Consider the following 25,148-nt stretch of genomic DNA (forward strand, 5'->3'; position numbering starts at 1 on the left):
GCAGATTCTACTGAAATCCTACATCAAGATATTTCTCAAAATGAGACGGCTAGCTTCTATCACCAAATAAAAATAAGCTAGGCTCAGCCTAGCTTATCTTACAGAGAAAGAAATAGAAAGGAAATCCAATGGCAAATCATTTCCGTGTGGACCGGGTTGGAATGGAAATCAAGCGCGAAGTCAATGAGATTTTGCAAAAGAAAGTCCGCGATCCACGTGTCCAAGGTGTGACCATCACTGATGTGCAAATGCTGGGTGATTTATCAATGGCCAAGGTCTACTATACTATTATGAGCGATCTGGCATCAGATAACCAAAAAGCCCAGTTGGGGCTTGAAAAAGCAACTGGGACCATCAAACGTGAGTTGGGACACAATTTAAAAATGTATAAAATCCCAGACCTGACCTTTGTAAAAGATCAGTCAATTGAATATGGTAACAAGATTGACCAAATGTTGCGGGATTTGGATAAATAATAGGAAAAAGACCTTCTGTGGTCTTTTTTTCTTGCACAAAATAGTATAGTTTTTTCATTTTTTTTGAAAAAGGTCTTGTGACTTTGACGATTATTCTATAAAATATAAAAGGAATACTTCGAAAGAGGTTTTAGGAGGCAAAGGATGTCCATTAATTGGCAAGATATTATTTTTAACTTTTTAGGTGGTTTGGGACTATTTCTTTATAGTATCAAGATGATGGGTGATGGTCTGCAACAAGCCGCTGGGGATCGCCTACGTTATTTTATCGATAAGTATACCAGCAATCCTATCTTGGGTATCCTGGTTGGAATCGGGATGACAGCTCTTATCCAATCCAGCTCAGGTGTGACAGTTATCACTGTCGGTATGGTAAGTGCGGGACTTCTGACCTTGCGCCAGGCCATCGGGATTGTCATGGGGGCCAATATCGGAACAACAGTGACTTCCTTCATCATTGGTTTTAAGCTCGGGGAATATGCCCTTCCAATTCTCTTTGTCGGTGCTGTCTGTATATTCTTTACTAAAAACCGTGCTATGAACAATATCGGTCGGATCCTCTTCGGGGTCGGAGGGATATTCTTTGCGTTGAATCTGATGAGCGGAGCAATGGAACCTCTGAAGGATTTACAGGTTTTCAAAGATTATATGATTCAGCTCAGCAAAAATCCAGTCTTGGGAGTCTTTGTCGGAACAGGGTTGACTTTGCTGATTCAGGCTTCATCTGCTACGATTGGTATCTTGCAAAATCTATATGCTAGTGATTTGATTAGTCTTCAAGGAGCCCTACCGGTGCTTTTTGGGGACAATATCGGGACGACCATAACAGCTATTATTGCTTCCTTGGGTGCTAATATTGCTGCCAAACGTGTTGCAGCATCTCATGTACTCTTTAACGTTTTTGGGACCTTGGTTTGTCTGCTCTTTCTTGGGGCCTTTACCAATATGGTTCAGTGGTTCCAATCTACCTTACACTTATCGCCTGAGATGACGATTGCTTTCTCTCATGGTGCCTTCAACATTACCAATACCATTATTCAATTCCCACTGATTGGTTTTCTTGCTTATATAGTGACCAAACTAATCCCTGGTGAAGATGAAGTTGTTAAGTACGAACCGCTATATCTGGATAAGATCCTAATCAAGCAAGCGCCGTCACTAGCCTTAGGAAATGCTAAGAAAGAATTGCTTCATTTGGGAAGCTACGCTGTCAAATCTTTTGAACTGTCCTATGATTATTTGATCAACCATACTGAAAAATCTGCAGACAAGGGTCATAAGACGGAAGTGGCCATCAATGCTATTGACGAAGAACTGACACGTTATCTCATTGATCTTTCTGGAGAACAGCTGAATCAAAAGGAAAGCGAAGTCTTAACCAATATCCTAGACTCTTCTCGAGATTTGGAGAGAATTGGGGACCACGGTGAAGCCTTGCTCCAACTGACAGACTACCTGATCAAGAAAAAAGTTATCTTTTCAGAAGCTGCCTTGGAAGAATTAGAAACGATTTACCAAATGACCTTGAATTTTGTCAAGGATGCCTTGCAGTCAGTTGAAGATAATAATATTGAACTGGCTGACAGCCTAGAAGAGAAGCATACGAAAATTGATCAGCTGGAGCGTAAGCTTAGGAAGACCCACATTTCTCGTCTCAACCGCGGAGAATGTACACCACAAGCTGGGGTCAACTTTATTGATATCATTTCTCACTATACAAGGGTTGCGGACCATGCTATGAATTTGGTTGAAAAGGTCCAAGCAGAACAAATTTAGACAGGAAAAGCTTCCTGTCTTTTTAATATAATAATTTTTCACAAAATAGGTCTATACCATTTACAAATAAATGGGAAAGGTTTATAATATAGATGACATAATCAATGAGTACCAAATAGGGAGAAAGTTAGTCTATTTGGACAAAATCTGGAGGTTATATTATGCCTAAATATATTAAAGCTGATCAATTTTTCTATCCTCAAGGGATCCGTCAAGGCGGTTATTTAGAAATCAAAGATGGCAAATTTGGAAAGTTGGTCAAAGAAGTTTCTGCTGATGCTGAAGTGATTGATTACACTGGTTATTCCATAGCACCTGGTCTAGTAGATACCCACATTCATGGCTTTGGCGGAGTGGATGTCATGGACAATAACATTGAAGGGACCCTTCATACCATGAGTGATGGTCTTTTGACAACAGGGGTTACGAGCTTTTTACCAACTACTTTGACTTCGTCTTATGAGCTTTTGCTGGCTGTGACAGAAAATATCGGCGCCCGCTACCAAGAGGCTACTGGTGCCAAGATTCGTGGCCTTTATTTTGAAGGACCTTACTTCACCGAGAAATACAAGGGAGCGCAAAACCCTTCCTACATGAAGGATCCTCGCATGGATGAATTTCGTGCTTGGCAAAAGGCCTCAAATGGCTTGCTGAATAAGATCGCCCTTGCGCCTGAACGAAATGGTGTCGAAGAGTTTGTTCGTACGATTACTGACGAAGGGGTGACAGTAGCACTCGGCCACTCTGATGCAACCTTTGACCAAGCCAAGGCGGCAGTGGAAGCTGGTGCTAGCGTATGGGTACATGCCTATAACGGTATGCGTGGCTTGACCCACCGGGAGCTAGGTATGGTTGGTGCCATGTATGAGCTTCCTCATACCTACGCAGAATTAATCTGTGATGGCCACCATGTGGATCCTAAGGCTTGCGATATTCTGATCAAGCAAAAGGGCCATGAAAATATCGCTCTCATTACGGACTGTATGACAGCTGGCGGTCTGGAAGACGGTGATTATATGCTGGGTGAATTTCCAGTCGTTGTGGCAGATGGGACTGCCCGCCTTAAATCAACAGGCAACTTAGCTGGTTCAATCTTGAAATTAAAAGATGGCTTGAAGAATGTTGTTAAATGGGGCATTGCCAATCCTCACCAAGCCGTCATGATGGCTAGCCTGATTCCAGCTAAATCTGTTCATATTGATGATGTTTGCGGTCAGATCAAAGAGGGATATGATGCGGACTTTATCGTTTTAAATGATGACTTGGACTTGATTGCCACATACTTGGATGGTGAGAAAAGATTTGAAGCCTAATCATACAAAAGTCTCCTAACTATTTAAAGAAAGAGCAGGTGAGCCTGTTCTTTCTATTTTTTTTAAGCTGAGAAAATAAATTTGAATCAATAAGAAATGATGTATTCATGATATAATGATATCAACGAAATAAACAGGAGTGAAACATGAAAAAGATTGATTATAAATTTACCCTTATGGGTGTGGTCTTTCTTCTTTTTGGCTTAGCGATGAGTCGTATTCTGATGATTGTCGCTGGAGCCGCCTTTATCATTTATAGTTTTATCAGTAAGGGTATGGCACCGACCAAGAAAAATATCTTCAAACCAGGGCCTATAGTCCCTAAGAAGAAAAAGAAGGACTAGGTCGGATAATAGACAACTATTTCTCAACAGAGCAATTTAGCTCTTTGAGGATCTCATAAATAATAGACGGAGGATACCTATGGAAACGTACCTTTTAAACAATGGCGTGAAAATCCCAGTGCTTGGCTTTGGGACATGGAAGGCTAAGGATGGTGAAGAAGCCTATCAGGCAACATTAGCCGCTCTCAAGGAGGGCTATCGTCACATCGATACGGCAGCTATCTATAAGAACGAAGAGAGTGTCGGACGGGCAATCAAAGACTGTGGCATTCCAAGGGAAGAGCTCTTCATCACGACTAAGCTTTGGAATGACATTCATACTTATGAGGAGGCTCAGGATGCCTTTGCCCAATCAATGGAGCGGTTGGAATTGGACTATCTGGATCTCTATCTCATCCACTGGCCTAATCCCAAAGCTTTGAGAGAAAAGGATGCTTGGAAAAAGCGCAATGCTGAAGTCTGGCGTGCCATGGAAGATCTCTATAATGCTGGTAAGATTCGTGCAATCGGCGTCAGCAATTTCCTGCCTCACCACTTAGAAGCCTTGCTTGAGACAGCACGCATGACTCCAGCTGTCAATCAAATCCGCCTGGCGCCAGGTGTCTATCAGACAGAAGCAGTGAACTTCTGCCGTGAGCGCAATATTTTACTGGAAGCTTGGGGACCATTTGGCCAAGGTGAGCTCTTCCAAAATCCAGCTGTGCAGGCTGTGGCGGACAAGTATGGCAAGACCATTGCTCAAATCGCCCTAGCTTGGAGCTTGCAGGAAGGCTTCCTGCCCCTGCCTAAGTCGGTCACTCCGAGCCGGATTGCCAGCAATCTGGACTGCTTTGACATCAAGCTAGATACAGCAGACTTGGAAGTGCTTAAAAATATCAGCGGCCTGGCCGGTGGCGCACCAAATCCTGATGCAATGGATTTTTAGATGAAAGTCCGATTCTACCGAAGTTCAGATAGAGAGGCCTTGCAGGCTTATCAATTAACGGACTTGAGATTTACCAGCCATCCTAGCCAGGCTGTCGCTGACTTAGAAAATCGCTATGCCATCTTGGGCCTTGAAGAAGATCAAATCGTAACCTTTCTGATCTTGGATGCTGGAGAAGAAAAGTACACTTATGGCAGTCAGCCAGATAGCCTGCTCCTTCGTAACTTTTCAACGGATGAAGCCTTTCAGATGCGAGGCTACGGAAGCGAGACTTTAAAGCTCCTGCCGGACTTCATAAGAGAGCATCTGCCTATGTATAAAAGCATTATCCTAGGCGTTAATGAGAGAAATCAAGTCGCTTCCTATCTCTACCGAGAGAACGGTTTTAGCAAACAGCCCCAGCGCATATTAGGACCAGCAGGCTGGCAGGAAGTGTATGAATTAAAAATATAAAGTCATCCCCAGTTTGAAAAGAGCTGGGGATTTTCTTACCAAGCCATGGAAACGCTATAAAATCAAGCCTTTCTATGCTATAATGAAACATAGAAGAATAAAGTGAAAATCCTCATGTAAAGCAAAAGGAAATCAAATGAAAACAAGCCAGGAATTAGAAATTGAAAAACAGTTGATTCAGCAGTTGGCATCTGGAGAAAGCCAGTGGACCTATCGGAAAGATCTCAAGACAGAGGGCCAGTTGTGGGAGAATTTTTTTGAGAAACTAGCTCAAAATAATGTCGCCATGTTAGCGGATCATCCCTTGACTGATCAAGAAAAACACCAAATCAAGAATCAGCTCAACTTTGTCAGCTATTATGAGGCGGCCAAGTGGCTAGCAGGAGAAAACGGTATTGCCAAGGTAGAGGTTCAGCGCGAAGATGCTAGTCTTGGTACCATCCGTCTAGCAGTCATCTGGCGGGACAATATCGCCGCTGGAAAATCTAGCTATGAAGTAGTCAACCAAGTCGAGCGAGACAAGGCATACCCTCAAGATCAAGACAGACGAATGGATGTGACTCTTCTTATTAATGGACTTCCTATGATTCACATTGAGCTCAAGAGTCCAGGAGTTGGATTTTTGAAAGCTTTTTATCAGATAGAAAAATATGACCGTGAAGGCAAGTTCCGTGGCATCTACTCGAGCTTGCAGATGTTTGTCGTGACCAATAAGGTCGACACTCGCTATATCGCTGCAGCCCGTGAAAATAAGCTGAACAAACAGTTTCTGACCAAGTGGGTGGATAAGGACAACCGACCCGTGACGGATCTGACTAGCTTTGCCCATGAGGTCCTCTCCATCCCGCGGGCCCATCAGATGGTCATGCAGTACTCGGTCATCGACGATAGCAAGAAAGCTCTTATCCTCCTGCGTCCTTATCAGATCCATGCTATTGAGGCAGTACAGGATGCTTCTCGCCGTCAAGAGTCGGGCTATATCTGGCATACGACAGGTTCAGGGAAGACACTGACTTCTTACAAAGTGGCCCGCAATCTCTTGCAGATTCCTGCCATCCAAAAGACCATCTTTGTCGTCGACCGTAGAGATCTAGACCAGCAGACGACCTCGTCCTTCCTCTCATACGCTGCCAATGATGTCATTGATATTGATGAGACGGATAATACTCACGAACTAGTCAAGCGTCTAGGGGGCAATGACAAGCGCGTGGTAGTCACGACCATTCAGAAAATTACGACCATGATGCGCAAGTTTGAAGAAGGTAAGTACCAGCGGGATGCTGGGAAGATCAAGGACCTACGCGTGGCCTTTGTCGTGGATGAGTGCCACCGAGCTGTCACTCCACAAATGCAAAAGGAGATCAAGGCCTACTTCCGAAACTCTCTCTGGTACGGCTTTACAGGAACTCCGATCTTTAAGGAAAATAAACGAAAACAAGTGGGAGACTTGGCTCAAACCACCCACCAACAGTATGGCGAACGCCTGCATGAATACACAGTTAAGGAAGCCATCCATGATGGAGCAGTTCTGGGATTTAAGGTGGATTATCGAAATACTATCATCTCTGATATGCTGGAGGAAGAGATCCCTGATAGTGCTTATGAGGACAAGGAACACATGCTAGAAGTCCTGGATGCTATCCTTAATAAGAGCCAGCAACAGCTCAATATCCCTAAAGGAGTTGGAAAAAGCTATGACGCTATTTTAACGGTCAAGTCTATCCCACAAGCACAGGCTTATTATAATCTGCTCAAGAGTATCATGGCTGGCAAGGAGCGGGTCAAGGTCTCCGAGCGGGTCAAAAGCCGTTTGCCGGATTTTCCAAAGTTTACCATCACTTACTCAGTGTCTGAAAATGAGGAAGAGTCTATCGGCTACCAAGACCATATGAAGCAAGTCATGGAGGATTACAACCAAGAGTTTGGTACGCATTTTAGACTAGCGGATCTGCGGGGCTTTAATACCGATGTCAATAATCGCCTGGCCAGAAAGCAGGACAAGTACCTCTATCGCAATGAGCAGTTGGATCTGGTCATCGTGGTTGATCGTCTCTTGACCGGCTTTGATGCTCCCTGTCTCTCCACGCTCTTTATCGACCGTAAGCCCATGCGTCCGCAGGACTTGATCCAAGCCTTTAGCCGGACCAATCGGATCTTTGATGACAAGAAGCGCTTCGGCCATATCATCACCTTCCAGCGCCCTCAGGCCTTTAAGGAAGCTGTCGACAATGCCCTCAAGCTTTACTCCAATGGAGGAGAAAATGAGGTCTTGGCTCCAAGCTGGGAAGAAGAAAAAAGCAACTTTCTATCAGCTTGCGGAGAATTTCAAGCGCAAGTTACGGACCATGAAGAAGAAGGAATTTCTATCGAGCAAGCTAGTACAGCTCAGCTACGTAAAATAGCGAAATCTTACCAAGCCTTTGATAAGTATCTGGCCTCTATCCGCGTCTATAATGAATACAAAGAAGAGGAGATTTACCAAGAGACTGGCTTGACGAATGCCAAGCTAGAAAGCTACCTAGGTCTCTATCAAAATATTCTAGCAGAGCTGAAAAGCCGTGTAGATGACGATGATCAAGATGATCCGCTGGATATCCACTATGAGCTTGAGTCTGTCCAGGTTGATGAGATCAACTATGCCTATATCTTGACTCTCATCCAGAGTATGATCCAGCAGGATGACAATTTAGCAGAACCTCTTAGTGACAAGGATATTGCTGCTGTGGATGGTTATATCCAAGGCTTGAATAGGACCAATCCAGGACTTGCGACAATCATCCAAAATCTTTGGACAGAAGTACAAGCAAACCCAAAACTTTATCGTGGTTTATCCATCACAGGTGTCTTAGATAATATGATTGAGACGGTGATTGATAAACATATCTCTAACTTTGTCAAAAAATGGTATGTCGGAGAGGACGAACTTCGCTACTATATCCAACACTACCGTAAAGGCGCTAAGAAGCAAACAGGTGAAAGCCAGCTGACCAAGAGCCAACGCTACAAAGACTATAAGGTAGAAGTAGCAGACGCCCTCAATCCACTCAGCTACAAAAAACAAATCAAAGAAGCCTATACCCAACTGATCGAAGAGGTGATTGAACCACTGAGAGTGGGGAGGTAACAATATATAGTATTAATGAAATAAATCAATATTTAATATAATTATGAGAATTTAAAGAGAATGATATCTCGAAAGTTAGAAATAAATAATAACTTTTGAAATATCATTCTCTTTTTGAATTTAATTTGTTATATTCTTTTTTATAGGAAATATTAATTTCACGAATTGTGTTTAATAGAGGTTTAAACTTTTCAAAGTTTATATTTTTATAATTTTTTAGAACGTAATTAGCAAGTTCATTTTTTCCGTATTCAAATTCTCTTTTATAAGATTCCTGTGAACTGAAAGTTCGACCATTAATTACGGGTTTGTTAATTAGTAGACTTTCTATGTCACTCTTTGTATCATGTGCAGCCTTTGGGGTAGAAAGAACAAATAAGTTCTTTTTAACTTTCTGACAATACATCTCTTTACGTCTATCATCCAAATCATTATTTGGAATTCTAATGTCTTTTGCAACATGACAAATGAAATTACTTAAAGGTTGGCCACTTCCTTCATTATCAAAAAGAAATATTGTGGGAGATATTGCTGAATGGAGTGTTAAATTTTCAAAATACTCTAAGTAGTTCGTATAGATATCTTCTTGTGTATTGTTCTTAGGTTTAATATCGGAAAAGTAGTTATATAAAAATTTTAAACTACTTCCACCACCTTCAGGAACTCCAAAAAGAAGTTTATTTGTATCACTGGTACGTTTGAAAAAATTAATTTTGAATGTAAACTTTTGATCATCATATGTTACAAGTTCAGGATAATCTTTATATAGATTTTTTAGAGCTGCTTTAATGTAGAGGGGGTCTGTTTTTCCTTCACAAACTATAGTGGGGTATGAATTTCCATAAAAATTTAAATAAAATAAAAATTTTTGATATTCTTTTTCTTTGGCACTAAGATATTTAATGTAGTCGCTCTCGTATTTTAAAAAATAAGAATAGAAATCTTTAGGTAAAAAAAGTTTATTATGTTCTGGTGAATAATAAGTTGTATTATTTATATCATGCTCTTGTAATAGAAATTTTGTATATAAATCATTATTTCCTTTAATTCCAATATTTCTAGATAGTAAATTTTTTTGATATTCCACGCTATTCTTGGATAAAGATTTTTTATAACTTAAAAAATTATTATATTTTTCTATATTATAGATAAAGGAGAACCGACCATGTAGCTGATTTATGCTTCCTTTATTATTGTTTTCATCAATATAAAATTCACCATTTTTATATAAGTTATGGGCCATTGCGCGAGTTTTTTTATAAAATTCCCGTCTCACATTAATTTTTTTATTAACAATTAGCCCTGTAACTTCTTGTCGCTGATTATATAAACTTAAATGGGTTTTTGAATCATTGATTTCAAATCCAGATTTTTGAATTATATTTGTCAACTCTATGATAAATTCTGAAACAGATTGTAAGAAAGAATTATTATTTGTTGAAAAAGTTAAATCATCTGCATAACGTGTATATGTTACTCTGTATTTTTTTGACAATGTAACAATTCGATAATCTAAAATCTCACAAATTAGGTTTGTAATTAATGGTGAAGTTGGAGCACCTTGGGGTAATTTTCCATTGTAGCAAGTAAGTTGTGCCAGTATAGTTGCTACTTCTTCCGGTAATTTGAAATATTTATTTTTTAGAAAAAAACCTCGCACCCTACCAAAATGAAATGAATCGAAAAAATCTTTTAAGTCTATATTTAATATGATTTTTCTATTTCTATGTTTTTGTGCGTTGGTTATAATACTTCTATTTTTAAGGAAGCCATGACTTAGTGATGGTGTTTTTTGATATTTTCCAGTTTTTGATAGCATCACCTCTTCGTACCGTTGCCAAAGAAGAGAGTATATTCTTTTCTGTATCTTCTTTAATTTCGGATTAGGTGATACAATTTGTCTACTATCCCCATTCTTTTTTGGAATCTCAAATAAACTATACTGTTTATTTGGTTTAATTCCATACAACAAATAGTTTATATAAGAATAGTTATTAACTTTGATTGCTTTTATAAAATCGATTATTGTCTTAATTTCTGTATATTTCATAATTATAAAAAGTGCATGGCAACTCATTATGCGTTGCTTAGTATGTCTGACCTAAGTCTAGCTATACTATATGCTAAAAGACTCATATAACATTACTTTAATTACTTGCGAATCACAAGTTAAAAATCTAGCCATGCACACTAAAATTTTACCACACAAATATAAAAATATCTAGATACGTTTATGTAATCAATAAAATATTGTATAATAAACTAGATTAAATATAATTTCTAGTGTTTATAGTACTTAATGATATAACTAGTAAAAATAGAGAGGGATTTATAATGCTCCAAAATAAATTTCCAAATGTTCGCTTTAGTAAATATTTGGATATTTGGAAAACAACTAAATTGAATAGGATTGCTGAAATTATTGGAGGAGGAACTCCTGATACTAAGCAATCTTCCTATTGGAACGGTGGCATTAATTGGTTTTCTCCTACCGAGGTAGGAGAAACAGTTTACTTAACAAAAAGTGAGAAGACAATTTCACAATTGGGTTTACAAAAAAGTTCCGCGAAGCTGTTGCCAGCATTTAAAACAATTTTATTTACCTCACGTGCAGGAATTGGTGATGTTGGAATCCTAACTGAAGAGTCTGCAACGAATCAAGGTTTTCAATCATTAGTTGTAAATGAAGGAACTGATGTATACTTTTTATATTCATATTCAGATCAGATAAAAAAATATGCCCTGAAACATTCAGCTGGATCAACCTTTTTAGAAATCTCTGGTAAAGAGTTAGGGAAAATGGATTTAAGCATTCCATCTCTTCCTGAACAATCCGCAATCGGCTCCCTTTTCCGCACCCTCGACGACCTTCTGGTCAGCTACAAGGACAATCTCGCCAACTACCAATCTCTCAAGGCGACCATGCTCTCCAAGATGTTTCCAAAAGATGGGCAGATGGTTCCTGAGGTTCGTTTGGATGGATTTGAAGGTGAGTGGGAAGAAAAGTATATTGGGGAGCTAGCTGATATTGTTCGAGGTGCTTCTCCGAGACCAATACAAGATCCAAAATGGTTTGATCCAAATTCAGAAATTGGCTGGTTACGTATCTCTGATGTGACAAGTCAGAATGGCAGAATTCATAGTTTGGAACAAAAAATATCAAAATTAGGTCAAGAAAAAACAAGAGTTCTAACGGAACCTCATTTATTACTTAGTATTGCTGCCACTGTTGGAAAGCCCGTTGTTAACTACGTTAAAACTGGCGTACATGATGGATTTTTAATTTTTATGAATCCAAAATTTGATAGAGAATTTATGTTTCAATGGCTAGAAATGTTTAAAGAAAAATGGAATCGATACGGTCAACCAGGAAGTCAAGTTAATCTCAATAGTGATATTGTAAAAAATCAAAAGATATTAGTCCCTTGTATGGAAGAACAACAAGCCATCGGCGCCTACTTCTCTAACCTAGATAACCTTATTTCCGCTCACCAAGAAAAATTTTCTCAACTGGAAACACTCAAAAAGAAACTCTTACAGGATATGTTTATATAAAAAGGAGAATAGCGTTATGTCAAAAATAGAATCTAATCGTCTCACTAAAGATGATAAACCAGTTGTAGCCATTTGTTATGATTTTGATAAAACTCTGTCTCCTGATGATATGCAAGCCCAAGGTTTTATCCAGAATCTAGGTTATGAAATTGGAGATTTTTGGAAAAAGTCAAATAGTTTTGCCTATAATAATGATATGGACCAAAATCTAGCTTATATGTATACTATGAAAACAGAATCTGCAGGAAAAGTTTTATTCACAAAAACTGAACTAGCTAGGTTTGGTTCAAAAGTAGCATTATTCGATGGGGTTGAAGGCTGGTTTGAACGAATCAGAAAGTATGGGGAAGAACGAGGTGTAACTGTTGAGCACTATATTATTTCATCGGGTTTGAAAGAAATGATAGAGGGGACTTCTATTGCTAAAAAAGGAGCTTTTAAGAAAATTTATGCGACTTCTTTTTATTGTGATGAAAATGGAGTTGCAGTCTGGCCAGCTCAAGTAGTGAATTACACCAATAAGACGCAATTTTTATTTCGAATCACCAAAGGTGTTTTAGATGTAAATGACTCCGCAGTCAATGAATTTTTCCCAGAGAGTGATTTACGTGTTCCTTTCAGAAATATGATTTATTTGGGTGATAGTGATACTGATATACCCTGTATGAAATTAGTTAAAACGCGAGGAGGTTATTCTATCGGTGTATTCAATCCAAAAACTAATGATAGAACTAAAGTTCACAAAATGACTCGTGATAGTCGTATTGATTATTTTGTGCCAGCAGATTATTCAGAAGGAACAGAACTTGATAATTTAATCAAGACAATTATTGATAAAACAGTATTTAATGAAAAATTAGAAATTAAGAAAAATGCTGATAAGGTTGAAGCAGGCACAAGAAAGCTTAAAAGAAAGAAAAAATAGACTTAAATTTCATTTATAAATTTCTAAGTTATAAATGAAACTCTTACAAGATATGTTTATCTAACCTTCTCAATTACTCTTAACAACATCCATAAGTACATCATTTTTCGAATAGTATAAGTGAGCTCCTTTGATTCTTTCAAAGGTTGCTCCTTAGTATTTAATAACTTAAAAGTATTTACTTTTAATAACTTTGGAGTTATAATATATTCGAAAAGAGGTTGCTTTGTGCACGCTATTTATTTTTATAAGGATAAACATGGAAATCAGCCCGTCTTGGACTATATGAGGGAGCTAGCTCGTCGCGATAGCAAGGACAGCCGGATCAAACTTAACAAGCTCAACGACTATATTGAACTTTTAAGCCGGCATGGAACACGTGCTGGTGAACCCTATATCAAGCATCTGGATGCGGAGATTTGGGAGTTGAGACCTTTGCGGGATCGGATTTTATTCGTGGCTTGGCTGGATGGAAGCTTTGTCTTACTGCATCATTTTGTCAAAAAGACGCAAAAGACACCTAGATGAGAGATCGAGAAAGCCAAGCGAGCGTTGCAAGATTTGAAGGAAAGAGGGCTAAGAGATGAAGAATAGTGCCATCGGTAGCAATTGGAAAGATGTGAGAGCCGAGCTCTTCACCAAGGAAGAAATCCTGGAAAGTGATTTGCGGGTCGCAATTATGACTGAGCTGATCGAGGCTCGGCATGAAAAGGGCATTAGCCAAAAGAAACTAGAAGAACTCAGTGGGGTCAGTCAACCGGTCATCGCTCGGATGGAGACAGGAAAGACCAGCCCTCAATTGGACACGGTCTTGAAAGTCTTAGCCAGTCTGGGCAAGACCCTCGCTGTCGTCCCACTGGAACAAGAAAACATCTAAAAGAAATCAGAAAGAATTATTATGGAAACAACACAAACCTCCCAGTCGCTCTACCAAGCCCTGTGGAACTCAGCGGATGTGCTCCGCTCTAAGATGGATGCCAATGACTATAAGTCTTACCTTTTAGGGATGATCTTTTACAAGTATCTCTCAGATAAGTTGCTTTTCTTTGTGGCTGAGACCATGGAGGAGGAGACAGAGAGTTTGGATGAAGCCCTGGCTCTTTACCGATCCTACTATGAGGATCCAGACTCTCAAGAGGACCTCATCTCCGTCATCAAGGATGAGCTCAACTATGTCATCAAGCCGGGCTTGACCTTTACAGCCTTGGTGGATCGAGTCAATGAAGGCACCTTCCAGCTGGAAGATCTAGCTCAAGGCTTCCGAGACATTGAGCAATGTGATGAACTCTATGAAAACCTCTTTGAGGACATTGATCTCTATTCCAAGAAACTAGGAGCAACTCCTCAAAAGCAAAACCAGCTAGTAGCTGCCGTTATGAAAGAGCTAGCAGTACTGGAAGTGGCGGGGCACGCAGGAGATATGCTTGGTGATGCCTATGAGTATCTGATCGGTCAGTTTGCGACCGACTCGGGTAAGAAGGCAGGAGAGTTCTATACTCCGCAGCCTGTAGCCAAGCTCATGACCCAGATTGCCTTTTTAGGGCGTGAAGACGAGCAGGGTTTTACACTCTACGATGCTACCATGGGATCAGGCTCCCTCTTGCTCAATGCTAAGAAGTATTCTCATCAACCTCAAACAGTCCAATACTTTGGTCAGGAGCTCAATACTTCGACCTATAATCTAGCTCGGATGAACATGATCCTCCACGGGGTTCCTGTTGAAAACCAGTTCTTGCACAATGCCGATACGCTGGATGAAGACTGGCCGACCCAGGAGCCGACCAACTTTGACGGTGTTCTCATGAACCCTCCATACTCTGCCAAGTGGTCCGCAAGCTCCGGCTTCCTCCATGACCCTCGTTTCTCTCCTTTTGGGAAACTTGCGCCCCAGTCTAAGGCTGACTTTGCCTTCCTCTTACATGGGTATTACCACCTCAAGCAGGACAAGGGAGTCATGGCTATCGTCCTACCTCACGGGGTCCTTTTTCGTGGCAATGCTGAAGGAACTATTCGTAAGGCCTTGCTTGAAGAAGGGGCTATTGATACCGTGATCGGTCTTCCTGCCAATATCTTCTTCAATACCAGCATCCCAACGACGGTCATCATTCTTAAGAAAAACCGGACCAATCGGGACGTTTACTTTATCGATGCTTCCAAGGAATTTGATAAGGGCAAGAACCAGAACATCATGACGGATGCCCATATCGAGAAGATCCTGAAAGCCTATAAGTCTCGTGAGGAGATTGACAAGTTTGCCCATCTAGCAAGCTATGAAGAAATTGTAGAAAATGACTATAACCTCAATATTCCTCGCTATGTAGATACCTTTGAGGAAGAACAAGTAGAGCCACTAACAGAAATCGTCAGCAAGATTAACGAGACAAATAAAGCAATCGAAAGCCAAACAGCTTCGCTACTAGAAATGCTTAATCAACTCCACGGAACCACACCAGAAGCAGATGCTGAGCTCAAACAGTTTTTGAAGGAGTTCAAAGGGTGATGGGAAAGTAGTTAGAAACGTCAACCCGATTTAAAATCCCAGCCAAATTAACTTTTGGCTGGTTTTTATTGTCTAAAGATGCTATAATTAAATTACCTAAAAGGTAATTTAATTTAACAGAAAGGAACTTATGAAGCTTATCTATACAAACAAAACTGTTAAAAAGCAGTGCACAGAACTGAGGCAGGCGAAAAAGGATTTTTCGGATAAGATTGCTGTAAAGTTGCATCAGTTGATCAACTTTTTGGAAGTGGCGGATTCTTTAGCTAGTGTGACGGCTTTTCCTAAGTATCACTTTCACCAACTCAAGGGAAAGAGACAAGGACAGTTTGCTTTGGATATAGATGGTCGAAAGAGTTCCTATCGCTTGATTGTAGGGTTTCGTGAGGTAGATAAAGATGTTATTTTTTTAAGCCTCGAGAGATCGAAATCCTAAAGATAGAGGAGGTCAGCAATCACTATGAGTAATAAAATTGTTGAATACAAAGACCTGATTGCTTTTCATCCAGGTCAGTATGTTGAAGAGTTGATTGAAGATTATAACGTAACGCAAAAAGAATTTGCGGAGCGTTTAGGAGTTTCGGCAAAGACTGTCAGCAAGATCATCAATGCTGAGGAGTCTATTAGTAAGGATACGGCTCATAAGTTAGCCAAGCTAAGCGGGGTTTCCATGCAAACCTGGCTCAATCTTCAGAATGCTTACGATGTAAAAGTGGCAGAGATCGTAGAACAAAAAGAGCTAGAAGAAGGTAGCGAGAAAAAAATCTGCGAGATGATTGACTTCAAGTATTTTAAGGAAGAAGGCTACGTTCCAGACAAACGCTATACTTTGAAAGAAAAGATTGTTGAGCTTCGCAAGATTTTAGGTGTGGCGAATTTAAAAAACCTCACGACTTTCAACCATCTAGTTAGCTATCGTAATACACGTGAGTTTACGCCTAAAAGTATAGTAAACTCCAATATCATGCTGGAGTTGGCATCTAAAAAAGCGCGTGATAAAACGACTACCAAGCTCAATCGCAGAAAGCTAGAGAAAAATTTGCCTGCTTTGAGAAAGTTGACCAGACAAGATCCAGAAGCCTTTCCTCAACTCTTGTCTGATATCTTGCTAGACTGTGGTATTGTCCTAGTCGGTCTACCTGCTTTGCCAAATGCCAATCTGAATGGTGCAACTAAAAAATTTGGAAATGGCAGTGCCATGCTATTACTCACAGATCGAAACAAAGCATCCGATATTTTCTGGTTCTCACTTTTCCATGAGATTGGGCATATTTTGCAGAATGATTTTTCATCTGATGCTGGAAATAGTGAGTCATACCTTCGTTTCGAGGAGCGGGCAGACCAGTTTGCAAAAGATTTCTTGATTAGACCTGAAGACTATCAAACTTTTGTAGAAAAAGGAAACTTTGATAAGTCGGATATTATACACTTTGCTGAGGAGATTGATATTCATCCTAGTGTCGTCTTAGGAAGATTACAAAATGAGGGCATTCTCAGTTTTGACCGATTCCGAGAACTAAAAGAAAATTATTACTTTGTATCTTGAGTTTATGGAAATTTGTGGAAGATGAAAAAACTTAATACGGTCAGTAATGAGACTCATTTATTCGTTCATATTCCGCTCATAATTCGCTCATTTTTTTTAAAGGGAGATAGTTTCGGCTATGAATAGTAAGAACTAATGGGCATTTTGTCAGCAACTTTGTGCGGAAAATAAGGATCTTTCTTTGAGCCATTCCAGCAAGACTTACCCAGAAATCCGTCAATACTTGAAGAATGGACAGGTTGAATTAATCGAGCTTGAAAATATGATTGTGCATACCTGTCAAATCCCAGAGCATGGGGCCAAGCTTCCAAGGGAGGTTTACTTGCTCTTTATCCAAACACCTGCTTACAATATTTTACCTTATTGAAAGGAGACTTCCATGAGACTTTGGCATGAGGCCTTGGTTCCTCAACTTCCCCGACCTCAGCTGTTGGGGCAACATCGGGAATGTTGCGCCCTACGTGGTAATGGCTGGGGGAGGAGGCATGCGACAGTTGACTATGTCTTTACCCATTCCCCCTACCATCTCTATGCCTATCATCGTTTGATCATGGAGGAGATGGCTAGTCGTGGCTATCGGGTCAGCCCAGAATGGCTGGACAAGAACTACCGTGGGAAAACCTGCCCTTCTTATGAAGACTTGCCTGAGGAGAAGCTAGGCAATCCCATCTACAGTGAGCATGATGCCCGCTACTATGAGGAATGTGTAGATAATCTCCGTGAGAAGGGGATAGAGCTGGAATAACGACTCAAAAGGTTTGCGATGAAAACTTCTTCTTCGTATTTTTGAGTCATAAAGATGAGACCTAAGGATTATTCCCTAGGTCTTATGCTTTAGTATTATGATGTATTTTCGGTTAGAAAGTAATGAAAAAGAGCTTGTTGCACGCTATTTCATAAACAGGGTGATAGATCTGTTTTCTTCATAAATAGTGAGATCTTTTTTGCAACCAATCTTAAGAACCCTATACCGTAAAAGTATCAATAAAAAAAACGAACTAAACATAGAGTAGTCCGTTTTTTGTTTATTAATAGAAAGAGGCATTAGTGAGTGAAGTCAAGTACCATACGTCCTTGGATAGTACCAGCTTCCATTTCATCAAAGACATCTACGGCATCTTCAACAGGGCGTTTTTCAACGACTGGAACAACTAAGCCTTCAGCACCAAATTGGAAGGCTTCTTCCAAGTCTTTACGAGTACCTACAAGAGAACCGATGACTTGGATACCGTCTAGAACAGTCTTGACAATGCTAAGGTCCATCATTTCAGATGGCAAACCAACAGCTACTACACGACCACCTGCACGTACAGAATCAACGGCTTGGTTGAAGGCCACTTTAGAAACTGCTGTTACGACAGCAGAATGAGCTCCACCGTTTGTTTTTTCTTTGATAAGGCCAGGAACGTCATCAACTTCATGTCCATTGATGACAATATCAGCACCAACTTCTTTTGCTAAGGCAAGTTTGTCATTGTTGATGTCGACTGCGATAACATGGGCATTGAAAACTTTCTTGGCATATTGAACAGCTAGGTTACCCAAACCACCTGCACCATAAAGGACGATCCATTGGCCTGGTTGGAGCTGAGCTTCTTTGATGGCTTTGTAAGTAGTTACCCCGGCACAAGTGATAGAAGAAGCTTGTGCAGGATCAAGACCTTCAGGAACTTTGACAGCATAGTCAGCTGTTACGATACATTGTTCAGCCATACCACCGTCAACAGAATAACCAGCATTTTTTACTGTACGGCAAAGAGTTTCACGTCCTGTAGTACAGTATTCACATGTGCCACAACCTTCAAAGAACCAAGCTACACTGACGCGGTCACCGACTTTCAAGCTCTTCACATCAGGAGCCAATTCTTTGACGATACCGATCCCTTCGTGACCAAGGATACGGCCTGGGACCTTGCCGAAGTCACCATGTGCAACGTGCAAGTCAGTGTGGCAGACACCACAGTATTCAATTTCTACAAGAGCTTCACCTGTTTCAAGCGGACGGAGTTCTTTGTTTTGAATGATTTCAACACCAGTACTTTCTGGATTAACAACAACTGCTTTCATAAGTAGTTCCTCCTGTTTAGTTATTATTATTATTAATATGTTAATTATATCACAAAGTTTTTGGATCAGCAAGCGCTTTCAACAAAAAGTAATTCCCTGCTAGATTGCTAGGAGGACTATTTCTTACGACAAAGGTGCTAAAAACCGTATATTATTCTAATTTTATTCTATATTTCAAACAAATTGACTCATCAAACTTTATAAAATAGGTATTTAGTAGAAAAACATTCGGGAATATTACATTTTCGTTACATTTTATAACAAAGTATGAATTTTCAGACAATTTTTATTATAATATGATTTAAAAAATATTGAGGAGTTTTGTATGAAAAGACAACAACGTTTTTCACTTCGGAAGTTCAAATTTGGTTTGGCTTCGGCTTTGTTGGGAACTGCTTTGATTTTTGGTTCAGGCCAAGCCAATGCGGACGAACAGACAGCCGTTAGCACAGCAGAAACGAGTCAGCAGCCGAGTTTAGTTGCAACAGCTGATTCGTCAGAGCAGGGGGCTCTTTCTGCGGATAAGGCGACAGTAAAAGAGGAAAAGTCGCAAGCTTCTGAAGAAGTAGACAAATCCTCAAGTTCAGAGCCAGCAAATGCTCAAGCTCCATCAGCAGGAGAAACTAAGGAAGAAAAGCAAGTAGCTAGCGAAACAACTGTAGCTACAGAGCCAAAACAGACTGTTTCGACAGCAGAGGTGACAAGCCCTTCATCTGCGAAGAAAGATGATAAGCAGGAGGTTAGAGCTACAAATCCTGAAAGCAAGCCAGCGACTACAGAAGCTGTAGCGTCAGAAAATACAGGCCAGCCAGTTGCTACTGCGACTTCTGAGGAAGAAGGTAAAGTCAGCAAGGACGAGCAACCAACTAGCATCAGTAGTAATGAAATCATCAAGGTTCCTCAAACTTGGTCTCAAGGTTATAAAGGGGAAGGTCGCTTGGTTGCTGTTATCGACTCTGGTTTAGACGTCCACCATGAAGTCTTGCGTATTTCGGATCCTTCAAAGGCCAAATACCAAACGGAAGCTGCTATTGAAGAGGCAAAGAAGAAGGCCGGAATTGATTATGGTAAATGGTATAACAGCAAGGTTGTCTATGCCTATAACTATATTGATGGCGATGATAGCATCAAGGAAAAAGATAGCTATTCTCATGGTATGCACGTTACTGGTATCACTGCTGGAAATCCAGACAAGAAGGATAGCAATGGGGAATACATCTATGGGGTTGCTCCTGAAGCTCAAGTGATGTTCATGCGGGTTTTCTCAGACCGTCAAAAAACTACGAGTGACGCCATTTATATCAAGGCCATTGAAGATGCAGTAGCCTTGGGGGCAGATTCCATCAACATGAGTTTGGGTTCAGCAACAGGATCAGTCGTAAACATGAGTCCTAGTCTCTCTGCAGCGATTGAACGAGCTCGAGCTAAAGGAGTCAGTGTCGTAATTGCGGCTGGTAACGAAAATACTTTCGGAAGTGGCCATTCCAAACCTCTAGCTGAAAATCCAGACTATGGTTTAGTCGGAAATCCTTCAACTGCAGAAGGAGCTATTTCTGTTGCCTCTGTTGATAATACAGTAGTGACTGAAGAAGTCATGGAAGTTCGTGGTCTAGAAAACAATGCTGAATTAAGCAATGGGAAATTTACATTTGCCAAAGCAGATAGCAAGGCTGACTTTGAAAAGGGCAAGGAATACGAGTATGTCAATGCTGGTCAAGGACGTGAGGAAGATTTTAATGGCCTAGACTTGACAGGGAAGTTGGCCCTTATTCAGCGTGGTTCGATTACATTCTCTGAGAAGATTAAAAATGCGATCCAACATGGTGCAGCTGGGGCCCTCATCTACAACAATGTTGAAGGTGCTAATATCCAGATGGCCTTGGATAAGGATTCAGAATCAGCTCCATCAGCCTTTATCAGCAAACAGTATGGTGAAGCCTTGGCTGCTGGTAATTATAAGATTGCCTTCAACGGATTGAAAGATAATCGTCCAAATCCAACAGCTAAAGAACTATCTGATTTCTCTAGCTGGGGTGTTACTACCGATGGTCAGCTGAAGCCGGATGTATCAGCTCCAGGTGGATCTATCTATTCTTCACTCAATGACAATACCTATGGTAGCATGAACGGAACCAGTATGGCCTCTCCTCATGTGGCTGGTGTTGCGGCCTTGGTGAAAGAATACCTGCTCAAGCATTATCCAGACCTAACTCCAGCTCAGAATTCTGAATTGGTCAAGGCTTTGATCATGTCTACTGCGAAGCTGCATATTGATAAAGAAACAGGCGCTTATACCTCTCCTCGTCAGCAAGGTGCAGGAATCGTTGATACAGCTGCCGCAGTGTCTACTGGACTTTATGTTACTGGGGAAAACCAATACCCAAGCGTATCCTTAGGCAATGTCGAAGATAGCTTTACATTTGACGTGACGGTTCATAATATTACTGATACTGACCGAACCCTGAAAATGATTGTCAATACCAATACGGATACTGTTAAGGATGGTCAATTTGATCTGACACCTCGTAAATTGACTGAGACAGTCTGGCCTGAAGTTACGGTCAAGGCTCATAGTAGTCAAACTGTAACTGTAAAGGTTAATGTGGCTAAATTTGCGGAAGAGCTGACCAAGTTAATGCCAAACGGCTACTTCTTGGAAGGTTTTGTTCGCTTTGTTGATCCAGCAGATGATGGTGATGTAGTGAGCCTTCCATTTATGGGCTTCCGTGGTCAATTCCAAAATCTGCCAGCTGCTGAAAAACCAATTTATAAATTAGTTCGCGATGGCAAATCAGGCTTCTATTATCAGGTGCCAGAGGATAAAAGTATTGATTCTAAAAGCAATGTGACGAGCCTTGTAACAACGTCTAAAGATACCCTTTATTCAACTGGAAAAACTGTAGACCGCAGTTCAGTTGTCTTAGGAACAGCAGAAAATGCTGATGGGAAACATATCTTGCAGCTGGATGCTGATGGCAATATTCGTTTAGCCTTCTCACCAAATGGCGATGGCAATAAAGATGTAATCCAGTACCGCTCTGTCTTCTACCGGAATGTGAACAATCTGACAGCTAGTGTGTATACAACAGATGATACTGACTACCGCTTCCCAATCTGGCAAAGTAGCAAGGCTTGGGATGGCCGCAAGAATTTCTATAGCGGTGATGCGAGAAAACCGAAGTCTTATCTTTTGACAAATACTGTTTGGGATGGTCGCGATAGCAAGGGCAACCCGTTAGAAGATGGTCGCTATACCTATGTCGTTCGCTACACACCTGACGTGCCTGGTGCAGAAGAACAAACCGTAAGCTTTGATCTTCAAATTGATACCCAAAAACCTCAGATTACTTCAGGTTATATCACGAATAAAGACGGTGTTGAGACTTTAACAGTCCGTAAGCCAAATGATGTCGGAAACGGTGGTATCCTGCGCGAACAAGTCTTCTACTTGAAGGCAGATGAAGAAGGTTCCATCACTTATAAAGACGTGGATTCCCATGGGAAAGAACGGGAATACGAGCATAGAGTTTATCTTTCAGCCAATGAAGATGGTACGTACACCTTGCCAGAAGGAGTGGACAAGTCCCAGATTTTCTATGCGGTAGAAGATTATGCAGGCAACAAAGATGTTCTTGCCTTGTCTGAATTTGTCAGCCCTGAAAATTCAGGTCGGATTCGAGTTTCCATGGTGGATGCAACTACACATAAAGATGTCGACACGACCTTTGTTTATCGAATCAAGGACGACAAAGGAAAATACGTTGATTTGGACAAAGGAAAAGATATCAACTTCTTGCCGTTCGGCCGTTATACAGTGGAAGTCTTCACCTATGATAGAGATGAAATCAAGTTCTACGGTTCCAAGACGCAGGAATTTGAATTAACAGCACAAGATAGCTTCAAGACCATTGAGTTCCTTGTTAAGGAAGTTGTCTTTGCGCCAGTCAGTGTTGCTTTTGATCAGCCTGTACCAAAGAATACTCAAGTACTTCTGAAGAACAACAATGGCGATGTATATACTTTACCTGCTGCTAAATTTGGCAAGAATTCCTTTGGACGATCAGTAGGGGCAGGATTCTACTCTGTCTTTGTAAATCTCCCAACTGGTTATGAGCTTGTGGAAACAGATCCAACTGTTGAGGTCCTTGAAGGTAAGAACAATCTTCTTAAACTAGGAGTTGTTGTTAAAACCCTTCTTATGGCTGCGGTTAATCAGCAATCAAATCTAGTATCGACGGTTCAATATTACAATGCTTCTACCGCAAAACGTCTGGCTTATGATCAAGCTTATCAATCTGCTAAAGATGCTTTAGCTGGTAAATTGACGCAGGCAGAAGTGGATGCTGTTGTTGCTAAATTGCAAGCCGCAACAACTGATCTTGACGGTAAAGAATCCGATGTAGCAGCTGTTAAAGCGGCAGTAGAAGCTTATGCTGCAACAACGAAGACAGGTGCTTATGCCAATGCTAAGGATAGAAACCGCCGGGCCTATGACCAAGCCTTCCAAGAAGTTACTCTTCTCTTACTCCAAGAGAAGGTAACCCAGGAGCAAATCGATACGGCACTGGCTAAACTGGCGGCAACTGAGAAAAAATTAGATGGTAAGCCAACGAACTTTACTGATTTGCAAAAATTAGTAGAATACGACATGCACTATCAAGCAATCAGCAATAAGTTTATCTATGCTAGCGAGAATGTTAAAGCAGCATATTTAGAAGCGTACGCTCAAGCTAAGGCAGTTCTGGACGATCCGGGAGCTAGCCAAGCAGAAGTTAAGGAAGCTATTGCGAATTTGAAGATGGCTAGGAGAAAACTTGATGGTAGAAAACCAAGAGTTGTGAAGCCAAGAAAACCAAGACAAGCTTAAATATTTCAAGCTTACTTTAGAATTAGAATCCCTTAGGTTTATACTTGAGGGATTTCTTTTATTAAGGGCGTATAAGTGTTTTACAATAGTTAGGATTTCTGCTATAATCTTTTTTAGAAAGAAATCTCTTTGTCTACTTTTTAGCGAGTCTGGGATAGTGTGAGCCAGATAGGGAAGCAGAGCAGATGGCGCTTTTGGTTATATTTTGTAAACAGAATGAAGTAATAAATTAGGGTGGAACCGCGTTTTTGACGCCCCTAGGTCGCAATAGCCTAGGACTGTCGGATGTGGTTCTTTTGTTTGTTCAAACGGAGCAAAAGATGGTCCCTGAGCTAAAATAAAAACAAAAGGAGTAACTAATGTCCAAGAAACTTACCTTTCAGGAAATAATTTTGACTTTACAGCAATTCTGGAATGATCAGGGTTGTATGCTTATGCAGGCTTATGATAATGAGAAGGGGGCGGGAACCATGAGTCCTTATACTTTCCTGCGGGCTATTGGTCCTGAGCCTTGGAACGCGGCCTATGTAGAGCCGTCTCGCCGGCCAGCAGATGGGCGCTATGGGGAAAATCCCAACCGCCTTTACCAGCACCATCAATTTCAGGTGGTCATGAAACCTTCTCCAAGCAATATCCAAGAACTTTATTTGCAGTCTTTGGAGCTCTTGGGAATCAATCCGCTGGAGCATGACATCCGCTTTGTTGAGGATAACTGGGAAAACCCGTCAACTGGGTCAGCTGGCCTAGGCTGGGAAGTCTGGCTGGATGGTATGGAAATCACTCAGTTCACTTACTTCCAGCAGGTCGGAGGTCTGCCAACTCAACCAGTGACTGCTGAGGTGACTTATGGTCTGGAGCGTCTGGCTTCTTATATCCAAGAAGTGGACTCTGTCTATGACATTGAGTGGGCTGATGGCGTTAAGTATGGCGAAATTTTCACTCATCCTGAGTATGAACATTCCAAATACAGCTTTGAGGTCAGCGACCAAGACTTGCTCTTGGGGAATTTTGAGAGGTTTGAAGCGGAAGCTAAGAGGTGTCTGGACGAGCATCTGGTGCACCCAGCCTATGACTATGTTCTCAAATGCTCCCATACCTTTAACCTCTTGGATGCGCGTGGCGCAGTATCTGTGACAGAGCGGGCTGGTTATATCGCTCGTATTCGCAATCTGGCGCGTGTCGTGGCCAAGACCTTTGTGGCTGAGCGCAAGCGTCTGGGCTATCCGCTTTTGGATGCTGAGACTCGTGAGAAACTCTTGGCAGAGGAGGGAGAATAA

The 25,148-nt window shown here is 41.0% G+C and carries 16 protein-coding genes and 4 pseudogenes; 18 read left to right on the forward strand and 2 right to left on the reverse strand.

What is annotated here, in order from left to right; all coding sequences use genetic code 11:
- Positions 1-128: 128 nt before the first annotated feature.
- From rbfA to PCY09_RS06665, 7 genes are all read left to right on the forward strand, one after another.
- Positions 129-476: a 30S ribosome-binding factor RbfA gene (rbfA, locus tag PCY09_RS06635; RefSeq protein WP_008808551.1), complete on the forward strand. Its 348-nt coding sequence runs from the start codon at positions 129-131 to the stop codon at positions 474-476.
- A 144-nt stretch (positions 477-620) separates the two neighbouring features.
- Positions 621-2,252 (forward strand): Na/Pi cotransporter family protein, encoded by a 1,632-nt coding sequence (locus PCY09_RS06640; protein ID WP_125365782.1) that lies wholly within the window; start codon positions 621-623, stop codon positions 2,250-2,252.
- Between the two features lie 161 nt (positions 2,253-2,413).
- The gene (gene nagA, locus PCY09_RS06645; RefSeq protein ID WP_125365784.1) at positions 2,414-3,565 is read left to right on the forward strand and encodes an N-acetylglucosamine-6-phosphate deacetylase; all 1,152 of its coding nucleotides are present in this window, start codon (positions 2,414-2,416) and stop codon (positions 3,563-3,565) included.
- A gap of 146 nt (positions 3,566-3,711) precedes the next feature.
- On the forward strand, positions 3,712-3,909 hold the full coding sequence (locus PCY09_RS06650; RefSeq protein ID WP_008808554.1) for a hypothetical protein: 198 nt from the start codon (positions 3,712-3,714) through the stop codon (positions 3,907-3,909).
- 79 nt (positions 3,910-3,988) lie between these two features.
- Complete coding sequence (locus PCY09_RS06655; RefSeq protein WP_125396911.1) at positions 3,989-4,834, forward strand: aldo/keto reductase; 846 nt, start codon at positions 3,989-3,991, stop codon at positions 4,832-4,834.
- Complete coding sequence (locus tag PCY09_RS06660; RefSeq protein WP_125365788.1) at positions 4,835-5,287, forward strand: GNAT family N-acetyltransferase; 453 nt, start codon at positions 4,835-4,837, stop codon at positions 5,285-5,287.
- A 136-nt stretch (positions 5,288-5,423) separates the two neighbouring features.
- Positions 5,424-8,411, forward strand: a complete 2,988-nt coding sequence (locus tag PCY09_RS06665) for a type I restriction endonuclease subunit R (protein WP_048778809.1) — start codon at positions 5,424-5,426, stop codon at positions 8,409-8,411.
- A 103-nt stretch (positions 8,412-8,514) separates the two neighbouring features.
- Here PCY09_RS06665 and PCY09_RS06670 read toward each other — a convergent pair whose 3' ends face one another.
- A complete protein-coding gene (locus PCY09_RS06670) occupies positions 8,515-10,461 on the reverse strand; it encodes a retron Ec67 family RNA-directed DNA polymerase/endonuclease (protein ID WP_048778807.1) in 1,947 nt (648 codons plus the stop codon).
- Between the two features lie 284 nt (positions 10,462-10,745).
- Here PCY09_RS06670 and PCY09_RS06675 point away from each other — a divergent pair, with 284 nt between their 5' ends.
- From PCY09_RS06675 to PCY09_RS06715, 9 genes and pseudogenes are all read left to right on the forward strand, one after another.
- Positions 10,746-11,966, forward strand: a complete 1,221-nt coding sequence (locus tag PCY09_RS06675) for a restriction endonuclease subunit S (protein ID WP_065428752.1) — start codon at positions 10,746-10,748, stop codon at positions 11,964-11,966.
- A gap of 16 nt (positions 11,967-11,982) precedes the next feature.
- Positions 11,983-12,834 (forward strand): annotated as a pseudogene (locus PCY09_RS06680) (HAD family hydrolase); the annotation flags it as partial.
- 285 nt (positions 12,835-13,119) lie between these two features.
- Positions 13,120-13,485: pseudogene (locus PCY09_RS06685) on the forward strand (type II toxin-antitoxin system RelE/ParE family toxin).
- Positions 13,475-13,768, forward strand: coding sequence for a helix-turn-helix domain-containing protein (locus tag PCY09_RS06690; protein WP_048778802.1), 294 nt, complete (start codon positions 13,475-13,477; stop codon positions 13,766-13,768). The pseudogene PCY09_RS06685 and the gene PCY09_RS06690 overlap by 11 nt, the downstream one beginning before the upstream one ends.
- Before the next feature lie 21 nt (positions 13,769-13,789).
- The gene (locus tag PCY09_RS06695) at positions 13,790-15,391 is read left to right on the forward strand and encodes a type I restriction-modification system subunit M (protein ID WP_048778800.1); all 1,602 of its coding nucleotides are present in this window, start codon (positions 13,790-13,792) and stop codon (positions 15,389-15,391) included.
- A 130-nt stretch (positions 15,392-15,521) separates the two neighbouring features.
- Positions 15,522-15,859, forward strand: a pseudogene (locus PCY09_RS06700) (type II toxin-antitoxin system RelE/ParE family toxin).
- Positions 15,852-16,937, forward strand: coding sequence for a HigA family addiction module antitoxin (locus PCY09_RS06705; RefSeq protein ID WP_125396913.1), 1,086 nt, complete (start codon positions 15,852-15,854; stop codon positions 16,935-16,937). Before PCY09_RS06700 ends, PCY09_RS06705 begins: the two are co-directional and overlap by 8 nt.
- A 181-nt stretch (positions 16,938-17,118) precedes the next feature.
- Positions 17,119-17,333, forward strand: a pseudogene (locus tag PCY09_RS06710) (hypothetical protein).
- Positions 17,317-17,682 (forward strand): TIGR02328 family protein, encoded by a 366-nt coding sequence (locus PCY09_RS06715; protein ID WP_045634210.1) that lies wholly within the window; start codon positions 17,317-17,319, stop codon positions 17,680-17,682. Before PCY09_RS06710 ends, PCY09_RS06715 begins: the two are co-directional and overlap by 17 nt.
- Positions 17,683-17,981: 299 nt before the next feature.
- Here the strand turns inward: PCY09_RS06715 and adhP are convergent, their stop codons facing one another.
- Positions 17,982-19,004: an alcohol dehydrogenase AdhP gene (gene adhP / locus PCY09_RS06720; protein ID WP_008808560.1), complete on the reverse strand. Its 1,023-nt coding sequence runs from the start codon at positions 19,002-19,004 to the stop codon at positions 17,982-17,984.
- Between the two features lie 325 nt (positions 19,005-19,329).
- Between adhP and PCY09_RS06725 the strand changes: the two genes are divergently transcribed.
- Positions 19,330-23,871, forward strand: coding sequence for a S8 family serine peptidase (locus tag PCY09_RS06725; protein WP_125396914.1), 4,542 nt, complete (start codon positions 19,330-19,332; stop codon positions 23,869-23,871).
- 359 nt (positions 23,872-24,230) lie between these two features.
- Entirely contained in the window at positions 24,231-25,148 is a 918-nt protein-coding gene (glyQ, locus tag PCY09_RS06730) for a glycine--tRNA ligase subunit alpha (protein ID WP_002911276.1), read from the forward strand.

Source organism: Streptococcus sp. SG2, assembly GCF_030439925.1.
Classification (GTDB): Bacteria; Bacillota; Bacilli; order Lactobacillales; family Streptococcaceae; genus Streptococcus; species Streptococcus gordonii.

Coding starts and splice junctions, on each gene's coding strand:
- rbfA (WP_008808551.1), top strand. CDS start 129: ATGGCAAATCATTTCCGTGTGGACCGGGTTGGAATGGAAATCAAGCGC.
- PCY09_RS06640 (WP_125365782.1), top strand. CDS start 621: ATGTCCATTAATTGGCAAGATATTATTTTTAACTTTTTAGGTGGTTTG.
- nagA (WP_125365784.1), top strand. CDS start 2,414: ATGCCTAAATATATTAAAGCTGATCAATTTTTCTATCCTCAAGGGATC.
- PCY09_RS06650 (WP_008808554.1), top strand. CDS start 3,712: ATGAAAAAGATTGATTATAAATTTACCCTTATGGGTGTGGTCTTTCTT.
- PCY09_RS06655 (WP_125396911.1), top strand. CDS start 3,989: ATGGAAACGTACCTTTTAAACAATGGCGTGAAAATCCCAGTGCTTGGC.
- PCY09_RS06660 (WP_125365788.1), top strand. CDS start 4,835: ATGAAAGTCCGATTCTACCGAAGTTCAGATAGAGAGGCCTTGCAGGCT.
- PCY09_RS06665 (WP_048778809.1), top strand. CDS start 5,424: ATGAAAACAAGCCAGGAATTAGAAATTGAAAAACAGTTGATTCAGCAG.
- PCY09_RS06670 (WP_048778807.1), bottom strand. CDS start 10,461: ATGAAATATACAGAAATTAAGACAATAATCGATTTTATAAAAGCAATC.
- PCY09_RS06675 (WP_065428752.1), top strand. CDS start 10,746: ATGCTCCAAAATAAATTTCCAAATGTTCGCTTTAGTAAATATTTGGAT.
- PCY09_RS06690 (WP_048778802.1), top strand. CDS start 13,475: ATGAAGAATAGTGCCATCGGTAGCAATTGGAAAGATGTGAGAGCCGAG.
- PCY09_RS06695 (WP_048778800.1), top strand. CDS start 13,790: ATGGAAACAACACAAACCTCCCAGTCGCTCTACCAAGCCCTGTGGAAC.
- PCY09_RS06705 (WP_125396913.1), top strand. CDS start 15,852: ATGAGTAATAAAATTGTTGAATACAAAGACCTGATTGCTTTTCATCCA.
- PCY09_RS06715 (WP_045634210.1), top strand. CDS start 17,317: ATGAGACTTTGGCATGAGGCCTTGGTTCCTCAACTTCCCCGACCTCAG.
- adhP (WP_008808560.1), bottom strand. CDS start 19,004: ATGAAAGCAGTTGTTGTTAATCCAGAAAGTACTGGTGTTGAAATCATT.
- PCY09_RS06725 (WP_125396914.1), top strand. CDS start 19,330: ATGAAAAGACAACAACGTTTTTCACTTCGGAAGTTCAAATTTGGTTTG.
- glyQ (WP_002911276.1), top strand. CDS start 24,231: ATGTCCAAGAAACTTACCTTTCAGGAAATAATTTTGACTTTACAGCAA.